Source organism: Pseudomonas sp. 39004, from assembly GCF_028682155.1.
In the GTDB taxonomy this organism is placed as follows: Bacteria; Pseudomonadota; Gammaproteobacteria; order Pseudomonadales; family Pseudomonadaceae; genus Aquipseudomonas; species Aquipseudomonas capeferrum.
Map to the genome: position 1 here is coordinate 1 of NZ_JANIAG010000043.1, position 18,243 is coordinate 18,243.

The 18,243-nt window shown below is 60.6% G+C and carries 15 protein-coding genes and 4 tRNA genes; 17 read left to right on the forward strand and 2 right to left on the reverse strand.

Features of this window, described 5'->3' with window-relative positions:
- Positions 1-181 precede the first annotated feature (181 nt).
- From NP534_RS10235 to NP534_RS10260, 6 genes are read left to right on the forward strand one after another with little or no spacing between them, the layout of a single operon-like run.
- Complete coding sequence (locus tag NP534_RS10235; protein ID WP_274098647.1) at positions 182-1,276, forward strand: ABC transporter ATP-binding protein; 1,095 nt, start codon at positions 182-184, stop codon at positions 1,274-1,276.
- Positions 1,276-2,373, forward strand: a complete 1,098-nt coding sequence (locus NP534_RS10240; protein WP_186655170.1) for an ABC transporter ATP-binding protein — start codon at positions 1,276-1,278, stop codon at positions 2,371-2,373. Before NP534_RS10235 ends, NP534_RS10240 begins: the two co-directional genes overlap by 1 nt.
- On the forward strand, positions 2,370-3,233 hold the full coding sequence (locus NP534_RS10245; RefSeq protein WP_274098648.1) for a carbohydrate ABC transporter permease: 864 nt from the start codon (positions 2,370-2,372) through the stop codon (positions 3,231-3,233). The genes NP534_RS10240 and NP534_RS10245 overlap by 4 nt, the downstream gene beginning before the upstream one ends.
- A gap of 3 nt (positions 3,234-3,236) precedes the next feature.
- Complete coding sequence (locus NP534_RS10250) at positions 3,237-4,037, forward strand: carbohydrate ABC transporter permease (RefSeq protein ID WP_033699115.1); 801 nt, start codon at positions 3,237-3,239, stop codon at positions 4,035-4,037.
- Positions 4,038-4,049: 12 nt separating this feature from the next.
- Positions 4,050-4,322, forward strand: coding sequence for a DUF2160 domain-containing protein (locus NP534_RS10255; protein ID WP_047581170.1), 273 nt, complete (start codon positions 4,050-4,052; stop codon positions 4,320-4,322).
- Between the two features lie 37 nt (positions 4,323-4,359).
- A complete protein-coding gene (locus NP534_RS10260; RefSeq protein WP_274098649.1) occupies positions 4,360-6,099 on the forward strand; it encodes an ABC transporter substrate-binding protein in 1,740 nt (579 codons plus the stop codon).
- 97 nt (positions 6,100-6,196) lie between these two features.
- On the opposite strand, the gene folD is transcribed toward NP534_RS10260, so the two are convergent.
- Complete coding sequence (gene folD / locus NP534_RS10265; RefSeq protein WP_095063661.1) at positions 6,197-7,051, reverse strand: bifunctional methylenetetrahydrofolate dehydrogenase/methenyltetrahydrofolate cyclohydrolase FolD; 855 nt, start codon at positions 7,049-7,051, stop codon at positions 6,197-6,199.
- Positions 7,052-7,321: 270 nt separating this feature from the next.
- Here folD and NP534_RS10270 point away from each other — a divergent pair.
- From NP534_RS10270 to NP534_RS10320, 11 genes are all read left to right on the forward strand, one after another.
- Positions 7,322-7,398: transfer RNA gene (locus NP534_RS10270), tRNA-Arg, on the forward strand.
- 40 nt (positions 7,399-7,438) lie between these two features.
- Positions 7,439-7,514, forward strand: a tRNA-His gene (locus NP534_RS10275).
- A gap of 55 nt (positions 7,515-7,569) precedes the next feature.
- Positions 7,570-7,654 (forward strand) — tRNA-Leu (locus NP534_RS10280).
- Positions 7,655-7,711: 57 nt separating this feature from the next.
- Positions 7,712-7,787, forward strand: a tRNA-His gene (locus tag NP534_RS10285).
- Between the two features lie 234 nt (positions 7,788-8,021).
- Positions 8,022-8,321, forward strand: coding sequence for a DUF6388 family protein (locus tag NP534_RS10290; protein ID WP_033699109.1), 300 nt, complete (start codon positions 8,022-8,024; stop codon positions 8,319-8,321).
- A 247-nt stretch (positions 8,322-8,568) separates the two neighbouring features.
- Positions 8,569-9,882, forward strand: a complete 1,314-nt coding sequence (tig, locus tag NP534_RS10295; protein WP_033699108.1) for a trigger factor — start codon at positions 8,569-8,571, stop codon at positions 9,880-9,882.
- Positions 9,883-9,973: 91 nt separating this feature from the next.
- A complete protein-coding gene (gene clpP, locus NP534_RS10300; RefSeq protein ID WP_186655164.1) occupies positions 9,974-10,615 on the forward strand; it encodes an ATP-dependent Clp endopeptidase proteolytic subunit ClpP in 642 nt (213 codons plus the stop codon).
- 108 nt (positions 10,616-10,723) lie between these two features.
- Entirely contained in the window at positions 10,724-12,007 is a 1,284-nt protein-coding gene (gene clpX, locus NP534_RS10305; RefSeq protein ID WP_033699106.1) for an ATP-dependent Clp protease ATP-binding subunit ClpX, read from the forward strand.
- Positions 12,008-12,172: 165 nt separating this feature from the next.
- Positions 12,173-14,569 carry an endopeptidase La gene (gene lon, locus NP534_RS10310; RefSeq protein ID WP_274098650.1) on the forward strand — a complete coding sequence of 799 codons (2,397 nt, stop codon included), beginning with the start codon at positions 12,173-12,175 and terminating at the stop codon, positions 14,567-14,569.
- Positions 14,570-14,721: 152 nt separating this feature from the next.
- Complete coding sequence (locus NP534_RS10315; protein WP_016485887.1) at positions 14,722-14,994, forward strand: HU family DNA-binding protein; 273 nt, start codon at positions 14,722-14,724, stop codon at positions 14,992-14,994.
- Between the two features lie 181 nt (positions 14,995-15,175).
- Positions 15,176-17,047: a SurA N-terminal domain-containing protein gene (locus NP534_RS10320; RefSeq protein ID WP_274098651.1), complete on the forward strand. Its 1,872-nt coding sequence runs from the start codon at positions 15,176-15,178 to the stop codon at positions 17,045-17,047.
- A 66-nt stretch (positions 17,048-17,113) separates the two neighbouring features.
- On the opposite strand, the gene NP534_RS10325 is transcribed toward NP534_RS10320, so the two are convergent.
- Positions 17,114-18,154, reverse strand: coding sequence for a patatin-like phospholipase family protein (locus NP534_RS10325; RefSeq protein ID WP_033699102.1), 1,041 nt, complete (start codon positions 18,152-18,154; stop codon positions 17,114-17,116).
- Between the last annotated feature and the right edge of the window lie 89 nt (positions 18,155-18,243).

An 18,243-nucleotide genomic window follows, 5' to 3' on the forward strand; every position in this document is an offset into this window, starting at 1 on the left:
CAGTGTCGTCCACGGTTGTTCATTGTCAAACCCACGCCTGTTCAGGTGTTCAGGGCAGGTGTTCAGGTGTGAACGGGCAATGGCAGGCCCTGGCAGGTGAAGGCGCGGGCCAGAGCGATCAGGCAGGGCTGGCACGAAACTGGCTGTGCCCTGCGCACAACAATCAAGAAAAGGCCACGCCATGTCCCTGGTGCTGGAGCAGGTCAGCCGCAGTGTCGACAACCAGGCTTGCATCGTCGATGCGTCCCTGCGTTTCGAGCCGGGGTCGTTCAACGTGCTGCTGGGCCGCACCTTGGCCGGCAAGACCAGCCTGATGCGCCTGATGGCGGGGCTTGACCGACCGGACCGGGGCCGCGTGCTGATGGCCGGCAGCGATGTCACCGGGGTGCCGGTGCGCCAGCGCAACGTGTCGATGGTGTATCAGCAGTTCATCAACTACCCGACCCTGAGCGTGTACGAGAACATCGCTTCACCCCTGCGCCAGGCACGCCTGGCCGAGGCCGAGGTGCGCCGACGGGTGCAGGAAACCGCCGAGATGCTGCGCATCGAGGCCTACCTGCAGCGCTTGCCGCTGGAGTTGTCCGGTGGCCAGCAGCAGCGCACGGCGATGGCTCGGGCGCTGGTCAAGGATGCCTCGTTGATCCTGTTCGACGAGCCGTTGGTCAACCTCGATTACAAGCTGCGCGAAGGCCTGCGCCAAGAGCTGCGGGCGTTGTTCGCCCAGCGCAACTGCATTGCCGTCTATGCCACCACCGAGCCCAATGAAGCGCTGGCGCTGGGCGGTACTACCACGCTCTTGCACCAGGGACGCATCGTGCAGAGCGGCCCAACCGCGGCGGTCTATCAGCAGCCCAGCAGCGTGCTGGCCGCTGAGCTGTTTTCCGAGCCCCCCATCAACCTGATACCGGGACGCATCGCAGTCAATGAGGTGAGCCTGGCGCAGGCCGTGCACTTTGCCCGCAACGCCGACCTGCAACGCCTGGGCGAAGGTGACTACCGCTTTGGTGTGCGCCCCAGCCACATCACCCTGGTGCCGACCCATGACGATGACCTGGAGCTGGCGGTGCTGGTGGAGCTGGCCGAGATCAGTGGCTCGGAAACCTTCCTCCATGTGCGCAATGAGCACTGGCGGATGACCCTGCACTTGCCGGGCGTGCACGAGTACCAGGTGGACACGCCGATCCGGGTGTTCATCCCCACGCACAAGCTGTTTGTCTTCGACAATGCCGGGGCCTTGGTACAGGCCCCGGGCCTGCGCCAGGCAAGGAGTCGTTGATGGCCGAGATCCGCCTGCGCCAGCTGGCGCACAGCTACAGCCGCCAGCCGGCCTCGGAGGCAGACTACGCCTTGCACGCGCTGGAGCACGTGTGGGAGCAAGGGGGTGCCTATGCCTTGCTCGGGCCTTCGGGTTGCGGCAAGTCGACGTTGCTCAACATCATCTCGGGGCTGCTTACGCCTTCTCACGGCGAAGTGCTGTTCGACGGCAAGCCGGTCAACGCGCTGTCGCCGCAGGCGCGCAACATTGCCCAGGTGTTCCAGTTTCCGGTGGTGTACGACACCATGACGGTGTTCGACAACCTGGCGTTCCCGTTACGCAACCAGGGGGTGGACGAGGGCAGGGTGCGAGCACGGGTGGAGGAGATCGCCGAGGTGCTCGACCTGTCCGCCGTGCTGAAAAAGAAGGCGCGCAACCTCAGCGCCGACGAGAAGCAGAAGGTCTCGATGGGCCGTGGCCTGGTACGCGAAGACGTCTCGGCGATCCTCTTCGACGAGCCTTTGACGGTGATCGACCCGCACCTGAAGTGGAAGCTGCGGCGCAAGCTCAAGCAGATCCATGAGCAGTTCAACATCACCATGATCTACGTCACCCACGATCAGCTGGAGGCCTCGACTTTCGCCGACAAGATCGCGGTGATGCACGCTGGGCGCATCGTCCAGTTCGCAACCCCGCGCGAGTTGTTCGAGCGGCCACGGCATACCTTTGTCGGCTACTTCATTGGCAGCCCGGGCATGAACTTCATCGACGTGCGCGCCGAAGCCGATGGCGTGAGCTTCGGCGGCCTGCACCTGGCATTGCCCGATGGCTTGCGAGAACGCTTGGCGGCAACGGGAGGTGGGCGCCTGCAAGTGGGGATACGGCCGGAGTTCGTGCAGCTCTGGGACACCCCACTCGACCACGCCTTTGCGGTGCAGGTGCTGGATGTCGAAGACCTGGGCACCTACCGCATCGTTACCTTCACGCTCGGTGGTGCCACGCTCAAGGCGCGCCTGGGCGAGGATCGCCCGCTGCCGGTGGGCCAGGCCTGGGTGAGCCTGCCCAGTCAATGGCTGATGCTCTATGTCGATGATGTGTTGCTGGAGGCCGGGCCATGAACAAGGTGCGCAACAACAAGGCCTGGTGGCTGGTGCTGCCGGTGTTCGCGCTGGTGGCGTTCAGCGCGGTGGTGCCGATGATGACCGTGGTCAACTATTCGGTGCAGGACATCTTCGATCAGTCCAATCGCTATTTTGTGGGTGCCGACTGGTACCGCCAGGTACTGCGTGACCCTGCCCTGCACGATGCCCTGCTGCGCCAGTTCATCTATTCAGGCTGCGTGCTGCTGATCGAGATCCCGCTGGGGATCGCCATCGCCCTGACGATGCCGACCAAGGGCCGCATGGCCTCGATCTGCCTGATCGTGATGGCCATCCCGCTGCTGATCCCGTGGAACGTGGTCGGCACCATCTGGCAGATCTTCGGCCGTGCCGACATTGGCCTGATGGGCGCTACGTTGGCCAAGCTCGGGGTCAACTACAACTATGCCAGCGACCCGTTCGACGCCTGGCTCACGGTGTTGGTGATGGATGTCTGGCACTGGACGTCGCTGGTGGCGCTGCTGTGCTATTCGGGCTTGCGGGCCATACCCGATGTCTATTACCAGGCCGCCCGCATCGACCGGGCATCGGCCTGGGCGGTGTTCCGCCACATCCAGTTGCCGAAGCTCAAGAACGTGCTGCTGATCGCCGTGATGCTGCGTTTCATGGACAGCTTCATGATCTACACCGAGCCGTTCGTGCTGACCGGTGGCGGGCCCGGCAATGCCACCACGTTCCTTAGCCAGACCCTCACGCGCATGGCGGTAGGGCAGTTCGACCTGGGGCCGGCCGCGGCGTTTTCGCTGGTGTACTTCCTGATCATCCTGCTGGTGTCGTGGCTGTTCTACACCGCCATGACGCACGCCGACAAGGACTAGGCCATGAGCGCGCGCAAGGCATTGCCCCTGCTGCTGTATTTCTTCTTCCTGCTGGTGCCGATCTACTGGCTGCTGAACATGTCGTTCAAGAGCAACACCGAGATCCTCGGCGGCCTGACCCTGTGGCCACAGGCATTCACGCTCGACAATTACCGGGTGATCTTCACCGACGCCAGCTGGTACAGCGGCTATATCAACTCGCTGTACTACGTGTGCCTGAACACGCTTATTTCGCTGGCGGTGGCGTTGCCGGCGGCCTATGCCTTCTCTCGCTATCGCTTTCTCGGCGACCGCCATCTGTTCTTCTGGTTGCTGACCAACCGCATGGCGCCGCCGGCGGTGTTCCTGTTGCCGTTTTTTCAGCTGTATTCATCGATTGGCCTGTTCGACACGCACATTGCCGTGGCGCTGGCCCATTGCCTGTTCAACGTGCCGCTGGCGGTGTGGATCCTTGAGGGGTTCATGTCGGGGGTGCCGAAGGAGATCGACGAAACGGCTTACATCGACGGTTACAGCTTCCCGCGTTTCTTCGTGAAGATCTTCATCCCGCTGATTGGCTCCGGCATCGGCGTGACGGCGTTTTTCTGCTTCATGTTTTCGTGGGTCGAACTGCTGCTGGCGCGCACCCTCACCTCAGTCAATGCCAAGCCGATCGCGGCGGTGATGACGCGTACCGTTTCGGCTTCCGGTATCGACTGGGGCGTGCTGGCCGCTGCCGGTGTGCTGACCATCTTGCCGGGCATGCTGGTGATCTGGTTTGTCCGCAACCATGTGGCCAAGGGCTTTGCCCTTGGCCGGGTGTAAGGAGGGCAACGCATGGAATGGATGGCCTGGACCCTGCCGACAGCGCTGTTCTTCGCTGCCGTCGGTGTGCTGCTGGTGTGCATGACCCTGCTCGAACTGCGCCACCCCTGTGTGGAACGGCGCGGCTTTCTGCCGATCGTCACCAGCCGTGGCGACCGGTTGTTCGTTGGCTTGCTGGTCAGTGCCTACCTGCACTTGTTGGTAGTCGGGGTCAGCGACTGGCCGTTGTGGGTGGCCTCGCTGCTGTCGCTGGGCTGGCTCGTGGTGGTGCTGCGCTGGGGCTGAGCGTCGGCTCCGGGAATAACTCAATCGGGAGATCACAATGTTCCATGACAATGACAAAAGGCGACATTTGACCCTGGCCGCGTTGCTGGTGCTGGCCGGTGTGCCGGGCGCGGCGTGGGCCGACCAGTACGAGGACGCGGCATCGCGGTGGATCGGCAGCGAATTCAAACCTTCGACGCTGACGCCTGAGCAGCAACTGGCCGAACTCAAGTGGTTCATCAAGGCCGCCGAACCGTTTCGTGGGATGAAGATCAATGTGGTGTCGGAAACCATCACCACCCATGAGTACGAGTCCAAGGTACTGGCCAAGGCCTTCAGCGAAATCACCGGCATCCAGCTGACCCACGACCTGCTGCAGGAAGGTGACGTGGTCGAGAAGCTGCAGACCCAAATGCAATCGGACAAGAACATCTATGACGGCTGGGTCAACGATTCGGACCTGATCGGTACGCACTTTCGCTATGGCAAGGTCGAATCGATCACCGACCTGATGGCCAACGAGGGCAAGGCCTACACCTCGCCGACCCTCGACCTCAAGGACTTCATCGGCATCTCGTTTACCACCGCGCCGGATGGCAAGGTCTACCAGTTGCCTGACCAGCAGTTCGCCAACCTTTACTGGTTCCGTGCCGACTGGTTCGAGCGGCCAGCGCTCAAAGCCAGGTTCAAGGAGAAGTACGGCTATGAGCTGGGCGTGCCGGTGAACTGGTCGGCCTACGAGGACATCGCCCAATTCTTCAGCGAGGACGTCAAGGAAATCGACGGCAAGCGTGTCTATGGCCACATGGACTACGGCAAGAAGGACCCGTCGCTGGGGTGGCGCTTTACCGATGCCTGGTTCTCGATGGCCGGCGGTGGCGACAAGGGCCTGCCCAATGGCCTGCCGGTGGACGAGTGGGGCATCCGCGTGGAGGACTGCCACCCGGTGGGGTCCAGCGTTACTCGCGGCGGTGACACCAATGGCCCGGCGGCCGTGTACGCAACACAGAAGTACGTGGACTGGATGCGCGCCTATGCGCCCAAGGAAGCCCAGGGCATGACCTTCTCCGAGGCAGGCCCGGTGCCGGCGCAGGGCAACATTGCCCAGCAGATCTTCTGGTACACCGCCTTTACCGCCGACATGACCAAGCCCGGGCTGCCGGTGGTCAACGCCGACGGCACGCCGAAGTGGCGCATGGCGCCATCGCCCAAGGGGCCGTACTGGGAGGAGGGGATGAAGCTGGGCTATCAGGACACCGGCTCCTGGACGTTCTTCAAGTCCACCCCCGAGAAGCAGCGCCTGGCTGCCTGGCTGTATGCGCAGTTCGTGACATCCAAGACGGTGTCGCTGAAAAAGACTATCGTCGGCCTGACGCCGATTCGCGAGTCGGACATCAACTCCCAGGCCATGACCGACCTTGCGCCCAAGCTGGGTGGGCTGGTGGAGTTCTACCGCAGCCCGGCACGGGTGCAATGGACGCCCACCGGCACCAACGTGCCTGATTACCCGCGGCTGGCGCAATTGTGGTGGAGCCATATCGCCGAAGTGGCCAGCGGCGAGAAGACCCCGCAGGAAGCCCTGGATGGCCTGGCCCGTGATCAGGACCGGATGATGGAGCGGCTGCAGCGTTCCAATGCCCAGGCAACCTGTGCGCCGAAGCTCAACCCGGAACGGGACGCCCAATACTGGTACGACCAGCCGGGCGCGCCGAAGCCTAAGCTGGCCAACGAAAAGCCCAAGGGCGAGACGGTGAGCTACAACGAGCTGCTGAAGTCGTGGGAGGCGGCGCGCAAGTGATCGGCTGACGACCGCGCAAAGGTCGGTACAGTCAGCCGATAAACCGCAGGCAAAAAAAAACGGCACCTGCAATAGGTGCCGTTTTTATCACGCTTTCTTACTTATGCAGCTCTTCAGCTGCATACAGCGTGTTTTCCAGCAAGCAAGCCCGGGTCATCGGGCCGACGCCACCCGGCACTGGGGTGATCCAGCCTGCGCGTGGCAAGGCAGTCTCGTAGACCACGTCGCCAACCAGCTTGCCGTCTTCCTGGCGGTTGATGCCCACGTCGATGACGATGGCGCCTTCCTTGACCCACTCACCCTTGACCAACCCCGGCTTGCCAGCGGCCACGACCACCAGGTCGGCACGGCCGACGTGGCCGGCCAGGTCCTTGGTGAAGCGGTGGCAGACCGTGACGGTGCAACCGGCCAGCAACAGTTCCATGGCCATGGGGCGGCCGACGATATTGGAGGCGCCGACGATGACCGCGTTCATGCCGTACAGGTCCTGACCGGTGCTTTCGAGCAGGGTCATGATGCCTTTAGGCGTGCAGGGACGCAGCAGCGGAATACGCTGGGCCAGGCGGCCGACGTTGTACGGATGGAAGCCGTCGACATCTTTGTCCGGGCGGATGCGCTCGAGCAGCAGCGAGGCGTCCAGGTGAGCGGGCAGCGGCAGTTGCAGCAGGATGCCGTCGACGGCCGGGTCATCATTGAGGCGGTCGATCAGCTCGGTCAGGGCTTGCTGCGTGGTTTCGCTGGGCAGGTCGAACGCCTGGGAAATGAAGCCGACCTCTTCACAGTCCTTGCGCTTGTGCGAGACATAGACTTGGGAGGCGGGGTCGGTGCCGACCAGGATCACAGCCAGGCCCGGGGTGCGCAGGCCTTGCTGGCGACGCTCCACGACACGTTGAGCGATCTGCTGGCGCAGGCTGGCGGCGATCGCCTTGCCATCGATTAGGTGTGCAGTCATAGACGCGTGATTAACCATCGAGAAGGAAACAATAAAGAGCGCACATTCTCGCACGACACGGCCCGAGGGCAAAGGCGGGTGGTCGGGCAAATCCCCTAACCCCTTAAATAATTTAAATTTTTTAGAGAAAGATGTTGACGACCTAGCGGCTCGGCTATAACATTCGCCGCACTTGTCGGGCACTGCCTAGCACTGGTTGGCAAAGTCGGGCAGAATGAGTGGTTTGGCAGTTCGCTGTTGAGTCATCGTTCGGTTAGGCTGATCGCTTATGCGCCCGTAGCTCAGCTGGATAGAGCATCCGCCTTCTAAGCGGATGGTCGCAGGTTCGAGTCCTGCCGGGTGCGCCATCAGGCAGCTTAGGCAAGCAAGTAGTTGTACCGCAATATGGTGGGCGTAGCTCAGTTGGTAGAGCGCTGGATTGTGATTCCAGTTGTCGTGGGTTCGATTCCCATCGTCCACCCCATATTTTACAGGGGCGCCTTGATTGTACGATCCGGCGCCTTTGTTTTAAGCGTTACGCGGACGTGGTGAAATTGGTAGACACACTGGATTTAGGTTCCAGCGGCGCAAGCTGTAAGAGTTCGAGTCTCTTCGTCCGCACCATGCTTCTGTAACACCCTGTATGTGTAACATACTGCAGTACCGCAAGACCGCAATATGGTGGGCGTAGCTCAGTTGGTAGAGCGCTGGATTGTGATTCCAGTTGTCGTGGGTTCGATTCCCATCGTCCACCCCATATTTTACGAAGGCGCCTTGATTGTAAAATCAGGCGCCTTTGTTTTGTCTACACCACGCGGGCGTGGTGAGGTGTCGAGAAAAGCCGCTGATTGCGGCTTTTTTTGTGCGTGGCGGAAAAGTGTTTGGCCATCCACCTGATCCCCCTTGCAATCCTCTGGTGGCACCCCAATAAAAGCTGATAGATTTCAGCCGGTTGAAACACCGGCCCTGCGGTCGGCAGAGGAAAGACCCCATGATTGCAAAAGAAGCCCGTCAGGCCATGGCGCTGCAGCGCTTCGCCGACGCCAACCCGCAACTGCTCGAAGAAATCCGCGAGCTGGATGCGCATGAGCAAGCCCAGCAGATCGAATGGGCCTTCGAAGATGCGGCCGAGGAGCAAGGTATAGAACCTTGGGAGCTGGCGCTGCAATTGATCGCCGAAAGCCCGGAGCAGCTGCAGGCCATGCGCCTGGAGACGCACCGCGAGGTCGCTGAGGCGCTGGGTATGGCTTGGGAAGAGTACTGCCAGTTCAACGAAATCGACCCTCAATAAAGAAGGCGAATTCGTTGGCTGCAGTTGTTTGACAAGGTATTTCGGCTGCGGGTCGCCCAGGGTGGCGCGCAGCCTCAATTGAATCGGGCTCGACGGTACGCCGTACGTGCCCTGCAAGTTAATCGACCGGCGTGGTTTCCCGTCGTCCCGAGTGGGGTGACTTCTGCTGCGCGACTCACTAGAATGCTTGCCCTTGATTCTGGAGTCGGGCTAACGCCGGCTAACGTCTGTGCAACGAGGAATATCCATGCAAGTTTCTGTTGAAAACACTTCCGCTCTCGAGCGCCGCATGACCATCGCCGTCCCGGCCGATCGCGTCGAGACCGAAGTCAACAAGCGTCTGCAGCAGACTGCCCGTCGCGCCAAGGTTGCAGGCTTCCGTCCTGGCAAAGTACCGATGAGCGTGATCCGTCAGCGTTTCGAAGCTGACGCCCGTCAGGAAGTGTTCGGTGATCTGGTCCAGTCCTCCTTCTACGAAGCTGTGGTCGAGCAGAAGCTGAACCCGGCTGGTGCTCCGGCCGTCGAGCCGAAGTCCTTCGAAAAAGGCAAAGATCTGGAATTCGTCGCTATCTTCGAAGTGTTCCCGGAGTTCACCGTTGCCGGCCTCGAGTCGATCAACGTCGAGCGCCTGAGCGCCGAAGTGGCTGACGCCGACCTGGACAACATGCTGGAAGTGCTGCGCAAGCAGAATACCCGCTTCGAAACCGTTGAGCGCGCAGCGCAGAACGACGACCAGGTCAACATCGACTTCGTCGGCAAGGTTGACGGTGAAGTGTTCGCTGGCGGTTCGGCCAAGGGCACTCAGCTGGTGCTGGGCTCCGGCCGCATGATCCCGGGCTTCGAAGATGGCCTGGTAGGCGCCAAGGCTGGCGAAGAGCGCGTTGTCAACGTGACCTTCCCAGAGGACTATCAGAACCTGGACCTGGCCGGCAAGGCCGCCGAGTTCACCATCACCGTCAACAGCGTTTCTGCACCTGCGCTGCCTGAGCTGAACGAAGAATTCTTCGCCCAGTTCGGCATCAAGGAATCGACCCTGGAAGGCTTCCGCACCGAAGTTCGCAAGAACATGGAGCGTGAACTGCGTCAGGCGATCAAGGCCAAGGTCAAGAACCAGGTCATGGACGGTCTGCTGGCCGCCAACCCGATCGAAGTGCCAAAAGCCCTGCTGGAGAACGAAGTCAACCGTCTGCGCGTGCAGGCTGTTCAACAGTTCGGCGGCAACATCAAGCCTGAGCAACTGCCGGCCGAGCTGTTCACCGAGCAAGCCAAGCGCCGTGTGGTCCTGGGCCTGATCGTCGCTGAAGTGGTCAAGCAGTTCGAACTGAAGCCGGACGAAGGCAAGGTTCGCGAGATGATCGAAGAAATGGCCTCGGCTTACCAAGAGCCAGAGCAGGTCATCTCCTGGTACTACAAGAACGACCAGCAACTGAACGAAGTCCGTTCGGTTGTGCTGGAAGAGCAAGTTGTAGATACTGTTCTGCAGAAAGCGACTGTGACCGACAAATCGGTCTCGTACGAAGAAGCCGTAAAACCCGCTGAAGCACCTGCCGAAGCCGAGTAATACGCTACTCTCGTAGGAAACCCCCACAAGCCAGCCTTCGCGCTGGCTTGTGCGTATTCAAGCCATGACTATTTGGGAGTGAGCGCAGGACATGTCCCGCAATTCTTATATTCAGCAGAGCTCTGACATCCAGGCCGCAGGCGGCCTGGTCCCGATGGTTATCGAGCAGTCCGCCCGTGGCGAACGCGCTTACGACATCTACTCGCGTTTGTTGAAGGAGCGAGTGATTTTCCTGGTGGGCCCGGTAGAAGACTACATGGCCAACCTCGTCGTGGCGCAGATGTTGTTCCTCGAAGCGGAAAACCCGGACAAGGATATCCATCTGTACATCAACTCGCCGGGTGGCTCTGTCACTGCCGGCATGTCGATCTACGACACCATGCAGTTCATCAAGCCGGACGTATCGACCATCTGCATCGGCCAAGCCTGCAGCATGGGCGCCTTCCTGCTGACTGCCGGTGCCAAAGGCAAGCGTCACTGCCTGCCTAACTCGCGTGTGATGATTCACCAGCCGCTGGGCGGCTTCCAGGGCCAGGCTACCGATATCGAGATCCACGCCCAGGAAATCCTCAATATCAAGGCGCGTCTGAACGAGTTGCTGGCCTACCACACTGGCCAGGATCTGGAGACCATCAAGCGCGACACCGAGCGTGACAACTTCATGAGCGCCACGCGCGCGGCCGAGTACGGCCTGATCGACTCGGTATACGACAAGCGGCAACTGGCCTCCTGATCCCAGGGGCCAGAGCAGGTGGGCGCCGAAAGCGCCTACCTGCGGACTTGAAAAAGCCCGCAATTGCCTTCATCTTGTGTTGCAAGCCTACCGGATTGGATCGATCGAATGACTGACACCCGTAACGGCGAGGACAGCGGCAAATTGCTCTATTGCTCCTTCTGCGGCAAAAGCCAGCACGAAGTGCGCAAATTGATTGCCGGGCCCTCGGTATTTATCTGCGACGAGTGCGTCGACCTGTGCAATGACATCATCCGTGAGGAGGTGCAGGAAGCCCAGGCCGAGAGCAGCGCGCACAAATTGCCTTCGCCGAAAGAAATCAGCGGCATCCTGGACCAGTATGTGATTGGTCAGGAGCGCGCGAAGAAGGTGCTGGCCGTAGCGGTGTACAACCACTACAAGCGCCTTAACCAGCGTGACAAGAAGGGCGACGAAGTCGAACTCGGCAAGAGCAACATCCTGCTCATCGGGCCTACCGGCTCGGGCAAGACCCTGCTCGCCGAAACCCTTGCACGTCTGCTGAACGTACCGTTCACCATTGCTGACGCCACCACCCTGACCGAAGCCGGTTATGTGGGTGAGGACGTTGAGAACATCATTCAGAAACTGCTGCAGAAGTGCGACTACGACGTGGAAAAGGCCCAGATGGGCATTGTCTACATCGACGAGATCGACAAGATTTCGCGCAAGTCGGACAACCCGTCCATCACCCGTGACGTATCGGGCGAAGGCGTGCAGCAGGCGCTGTTGAAACTGATCGAAGGCACTGTTGCTTCGGTTCCGCCGCAAGGTGGGCGCAAGCACCCGCAACAGGAATTCCTGCAGGTTGATACCCGCAATATCCTGTTCATTTGCGGTGGCGCGTTCTCGGGCCTGGAAAAGGTCATCCAGAACCGCTCCACCAAGGGTGGCATTGGTTTCAGCGCAGAAGTACGCAGCAAGGAAGAAGGCAAGAAAGTTGGCGAGTCCCTGCGTGAAGTCGAGCCGGACGACCTGGTCAAGTTTGGCCTGATCCCCGAGTTCGTCGGCCGTCTGCCGGTACTGGCGACGCTCGATGAGCTGGATGAGGCTGCTTTGATGCAGATCCTCACCGAGCCGAAGAACGCGCTGACCAAGCAGTATGCCAAGCTGTTCGAGATGGAAAGCGTCGACCTCGAGTTCCGCAGTGATGCACTCAAGGCCGTTGCTCGCAAGGCCTTGGAGCGCAAAACCGGCGCCCGTGGCCTGCGTTCGATCCTCGAAGGCGTGCTGCTCGACACCATGTACGAGATCCCTTCGCAGAAGGATGTCAGCAAGGTGGTGATCGATGAGAGCGTCATCGAGGGTACTTCGCAGCCGCTGATGATCTACGAGAACAGCGAGCCGCAAGCCAAGGCCGCACCTGACGCCTGATCCAGGCGATAACCAGGTGATGGTTGCAAGCAAGAAAGGGGCCTACGGGCCCCTTTCTGCTTTTCCTGCGCAAGCGCTTGTAATTTCCCAGGCGTGCCCCCACATTAGGTCCAAGCATCATTTCCACCGGTTTCCGGCCATAAAGGCCGCTGTAGAGGCGAAATCATGAAGACCACCCTCGACTTGCCTCTTTTGCCATTGCGCGATGTCGTTGTTTACCCGCACATGGTCATCCCGCTGTTCGTGGGGCGCGAAAAATCCATCGAAGCCCTTGAGGCAGCGATGACGGGCGAGAAGCAGATTCTGCTGCTGGCCCAGAAGAACCCGGCCGATGACGATCCAGGCGAAGACGCCCTGTACCGTGTCGGTACCGTTGCCACCGTGTTGCAATTGCTGAAACTGCCCGATGGCACCGTCAAGGTGCTGGTCGAGGGCGAGCAGCGCGGTGCGGTCGAGCGCTTCACCGAAGTAGAAGGGCACATCCGTGCCGAAGTTTCCCTGATTGATGAAGTCGACGCCGCCGAGCGCGAGTCGGAAGTCTTCGTGCGCACGCTGCTGTCGCAATTCGAGCAGTACGTGCAGTTGGGCAAGAAAGTCCCCGCCGAAGTACTGTCGTCGTTGAACAGCATCGAAGAGCCTGGGCGCCTGGTCGATACCATGGCCGCGCACATGGCGCTGAAGATCGAGCAGAAGCAGGAAATCCTCGAGATCGTCGACCTGGCGACCCGCGTCGAGCACGTGCTGGCGCTGCTGGATGCCGAGATCGACCTGTTGCAGGTCGAGAAGCGCATCCGTGGTCGGGTCAAGAAGCAGATGGAGCGCAGCCAGCGCGAGTACTACCTGAATGAGCAGATGAAGGCCATTCAGAAAGAGCTTGGTGATGGCGACGAAGGCCACAACGAAGTCGAAGAGCTGAAAAAGCGCATCGAAGCCGCTGGCCTGCCCAAGGATGCCCTGACCAAGGCCCAGGCCGAGCTGAACAAGCTCAAGCAGATGTCGCCGATGTCGGCTGAAGCGACGGTGGTTCGCTCCTACCTCGACTGGCTCGTCCAGGTGCCGTGGAAGGCCCAGAGCAAGGTGCGCCTGGACCTGGCCAAGGCCGAGGAAATCCTCGATGCCGACCACTATGGCCTGGAAGAGGTCAAGGAACGCATCCTCGAATACCTTGCCGTGCAAAAGCGCGTGAAGAAGATCCGCGGCCCGGTGCTGTGCCTGGTCGGCCCGCCTGGCGTCGGTAAGACTTCGCTGGCCGAGTCGATCGCTGCCGCCACCAACCGCAAGTTCGTGCGCATGGCCCTGGGCGGCGTGCGTGACGAGGCCGAGATTCGTGGCCACCGTCGCACCTACATCGGCTCCATGCCGGGCCGTCTGATCCAGAAGATGACCAAGGTGGGCGTGCGCAACCCGCTGTTCCTGCTCGACGAGATCGACAAGATGGGCAGCGACATGCGTGGCGACCCGGCCTCGGCATTGCTCGAAGTACTCGACCCCGAGCAGAACCACAATTTCAACGACCACTACCTGGAAGTCGACTACGACCTCTCGGACGTGATGTTCCTCTGCACCTCCAACTCGATGAACATCCCGCCAGCGTTGCTGGACCGGATGGAAGTCATCCGTCTGCCGGGCTACACCGAAGACGAGAAGATCAACATCGCGGTCAAGTACCTGGTGCCCAAGCAGGTCAAGGCCAACGGCCTGAAGAAGGAAGAGCTCGAGATCGATGTCTCGGCGATCCGCGACATCATCCGTTACTACACCCGCGAAGCCGGCGTGCGGGGCCTGGAGCGGCAGATTGCCAAGGTCTGCCGCAAGGTGGTCAAGGAACATACCGGGCAGAAGCAGGTCAAGGTAAAGGTGTCCAGCGAGCAGCTCGAACACCTGCTGGGTGTGCGCAAGTTCCGTTACGGCCTTGCCGAGCAACAGGACCAGATCGGTCAGGTAACCGGCCTGGCGTGGACCCAGGTGGGTGGCGAATTGCTGACCATCGAGGCGGTGGTGATCCCCGGCAAGGGCCAGCTGATCAAGACCGGCTCGCTGGGCGATGTCATGGTCGAGTCGATCACTGCCGCGCAGACCGTGGTGCGCAGCCGCGCGCGCAGCCTGGGCATCGCAGCTGACTTCCACGAAAAGCACGATGTGCATATCCACATGCCCGAGGGCGCCACGCCCAAGGACGGGCCAAGTGCCGGTATCGGCATGTGCACCGCGCTGGTGTCGGCGCTGACGCAGATTCCGGTACGTGCCGACGTGGCCATGACCGGCGAGATCACCTTGCGTGGCCAGGTCCTGGCCATTGGCGGGTTGAAGGAAAAACTGCTGGCGGCACACCGTGGCGGCATCAAGACGGTGATCATTCCCGAGGAGAATGTTCGCGATCTGAAGGAGATTCCGGAAAATATCAAACAGGATCTTCAGATCAAACCGGTCAAATGGATTGACGAAGTCCTGCAAATTGCGCTGCAATACGCCCCGGAGCCCTTGCCAGATGTGGCTCCGGAGATTGTCGCAAAGGATGAGAAGCGCGACAGCGATGCTAAGGAAAGAATCAGCACGCATTAGTAGTTTTTAGCTGGGGGGCTTTCCTTGACAGTTTTTTCGGGGCCTTGCTATAAAGCGGCACGCTATTGTTATCAGGCCACCCAGCGCACGTTACATACGCTTTTCATTACATACTTAGAAACAAACTCAATAGAGAAATAAGGGGACTTAGAGTGAACAAGTCGGAACTGATTGACGCTATCGCTGCATCGGCTGACATTTCCAAAGCTACCGCAGGTAAGGCTCTGGACGCTGTGATCGACTCCGTAACGGGTGCCCTGAAAGCAGGCGACGACGTCGTTCTGGTTGGCTTCGGTACCTTCTCGGTCAAGGATCGCGCCGAGCGTACTGGCCGTAACCCTCAAACTGGCAAGGCTATCAAGATCGAAGCCGCCAAGGTTCCAGGCTTCAAGGCTGGCAAAGGCCTGAAAGACGCCGTCAACTAAGTCGTCTCTTTCAGCCGGACCCGGCCTGGCCAGGTTCGAGCACGTGAGGCGGGTCGCAAACGTTCCCGCCTGACACGTTTGCTAAGAAAAGGCGCATCCTCGGATGCGCCTTTCTTTTATCAGGATTCTACCCACGCTCCGCGGTTGTCGACGCAGTGGTACAGCCGTTTCTGGGGGACGCATGCTGCAAAATATCAGGGACAATTCACAAGGTTGGATTGCCAAGACCATCATCGGCCTTATCGTCGTGTTGATGGCGTTGACCGGCTTCGAGGCCATTTTCCAGGCTGCCAGCCATAGCCAGGACGCCGCCAAGGTGAACGGCCAGACCATCAGCCAGAACGAGCTGAGCCAGGCGGCCGACATGCAGCGCCGCCAGCTGATGCAACAGTTGGGCAAGGATTTCGACCCCGCGCTGCTGGATGACAAGCTGCTGCGTGATGAGGCGCTCAAGGGCCTGATCACTCGCAAGCTGCTGTTGCAGGGCGCCGAAGACGCCAAGTTCGCCTTCTCCGAGGCCGCGCTGGATCAAGTGATCCTGCAGACTCCGGAGTTCCAGGTTGACGGCAAATTCAACGCCGATCGTTTCGACCAGGTCATTCGCCAGATGGGTTATGGCCGCCTGCAATTCCGCGACATGCTTGCCGAGGAAATGCTCATCGGCCAACTGCGTACCGGCCTTGCCGGCAGCAGCTTCGTCACTGACAAGCAGGTCGAGGCGTTCGCGCGCCTGGAGAAGCAGACCCGCGATTTCGCCTCCCTGACCTTCAAGGCCGACCCGGCCGCGGTCAAGGTCAGCGAAGCAGAGGTCAAGGCGCACTACGACCAGCACGCCAAGGAATTCATGTCGCCTGACCAGGTTGTCATCGATTACATCGAGCTGAAGAAGTCGGTGTTCTTTGACCAGGTCAAGGTCAGTGATGACGAGCTCAAGGCCCAGTACGAGAAAGAGATCGCCAACCTTGCCGAGCAGCGCCATGCCGCGCACATTCTGATCGAGGTAAACGACAAGGTCACCGACGCCCAGGCCAAGGCCCGTGCCGAAGAGATCGAACAGCGCCTGGCCAAGGGTGAAGACTTCGCCGCACTGGCCAAGGAGTTCTCCCAGGACCCAGGCTCGGCCACCACGGGTGGTGACCTCGGCTTCGCCGGCCCTGGCGTGTACGACCCGGCCTTTGAAGATGCCTTGTACCAGTTGAAAGATGGCCAGGTATCGGCCCCGGTGCGCACCGAGTTCGGTTACCACCTGATCAAGCTGCTGGGTGTCGAGGCGCCGCAAGTACCAAGTTTCGCCAGCCTGAAGGACAAGCTGACCCGTGACTTGAAGATCCCGCTGGTCGAACAGCGCTACGTCGACGCCAGCAAGCAGTTGCAGGATGCCGCCTACGAGGCTTCCGACCTGGCTCAGCCTGCCCAGGACCTGAACCTGAAGGTACACACCTCCGCCGCGTTCGGCCGTGAGGGTGGCGAAGGTATCACTGCCAACCGTGCGGTGGTTCAGGCGGCGTTCTCGGAGGAAGTGCTGGAGGAGGCTGCCAACAGCACCGCCATCGAGCTCGATCCGGAAACCACCGTGGTGCTGCGCGTCAAAGAGCACCGCAAGCCGGAACAGCTGCCGTTGGAAGCCGTGGCCAAGAACATCAGCGAACACCTGGCCAAGGAGAAGGCGACAGCCGAGCTCAAGACCAAGGCGGACAAGCTGATTGCCGGCCTGCGTGATGGCTCCATTGCCGCTGACAGCGTCCAGGAGGGGCAGGGCTGGAAAACCTACGAGGCAGTGACCCGTGGTGAGGACGGTATCGACCCGGCCGAGCTGCAGGCAGTGTTCCGCCTGGGCAAGCCGCAGGCCAAGGACAAGCCGGTCTACACCAGTGTGGTGCTGGGCGATGGCAGCCTGGTGGTCTTGCAGCTCAAAGGGGTCAACGAAGGCGCTGCGGCCACCGACGAAGAGAAGCAGCAGATTCGCCGCTACCTCGCTTCGCGTGCCGGCCAGCAGGACTTCGCTGCCTACCGCAAGCAGTTGGAAGCCAATGCTGATATCACCCGTTACTGAGTGATCGTTGCATGACAAGACAGGCCGCGTAATGCGGCCTGTCTTGTTTCTGGCCTGAGCGGCCCTCTACCGCTTCACCCCTTCATAATTGTCCAGCGTATCCCGCGCAATCTCCCGACCCAGGGCAATCAGCTCCGGTGCCTTGTAGAACTCGAAGAACCGGCACACGCGCTTGGGTACGTTGATCAGTACATCGGGCGGGTACCCTGCAATCTTGTATTGCGCCAGCGACGTCTGCATCACTTCGAAGCTTTGGTTGATCAGGTCCAGCAGCGACGCAGGCCCCACGTTGTCGATGATGAATGACCCGGTAGCAGACTTGGGTGCGCCTTCACGTTCGGGGGCCGCCGCAGGCTGCTGGCCTTCCGGGTCTGCAGTACCTGCCAGCCACGGGCTGGGCGGCGCCAGCCCTTCGGCAACGATCTCCTGTTCGATACGTATCAGCTCTTCCGCCGGCTTGCGACGGAAGGGCAGGCGTGAACCCAGTGAGCTGAGCAGCGAATCGAAGCGCATCTTGAATGCCGCCGGGCGTTCGATCACCGGCAATTGGTACTGCTTCTGGTTGGTGGCGTTGAGGTTGACCGCAATGATCAGGTCGCAGTGGCTGGACACCACCGGCACGATCGGCAGCGGGTTGAGAATGCCACCGTCGACCAGCATGCGGTTGCCTTGCATCACCGGTGTGAACAGGCTGGGGATTGCTGCAGAAGCGCGCATGGCCTGGTGCAGGCACCCTTCCTGGAACCAGATTTCCTGTTGGTTGGTAAGGTCGGTGGCCACTGCGGTGTAGGGGATGCGCAACTGCTCGATGTTGATCTCGCCGACGATCTTGCGGATCTGGCCGAACACCTTGTCACCCCGGATCGCGCCAAGGCGGAAGCTGACATCGACCAGGCGCAGGACGTCCAGGTAGTCCAGGCTTTCGATCCAGTTGCGGTACTCTTCGAGTTTGCCGGCGGCATAGATGCCACCCACCACCGCCCCCATGGAGCAGCCGGCGACGCAGGCGATGTCGTAGCCGCGTCGTTCGATTTCTTCGATCACACCGATGTGTGCATACCCTCGGGCACCCCCCGATCCCAGTACCAGCGCAACGCGTTTACTCATGATTTTCCCTCGGCCTGTGCAACCATGGTTTAACAATGCACCCATTGCTGCCTGTGCTTCAATGTACACCGCGCTGATCTACGCTAAGC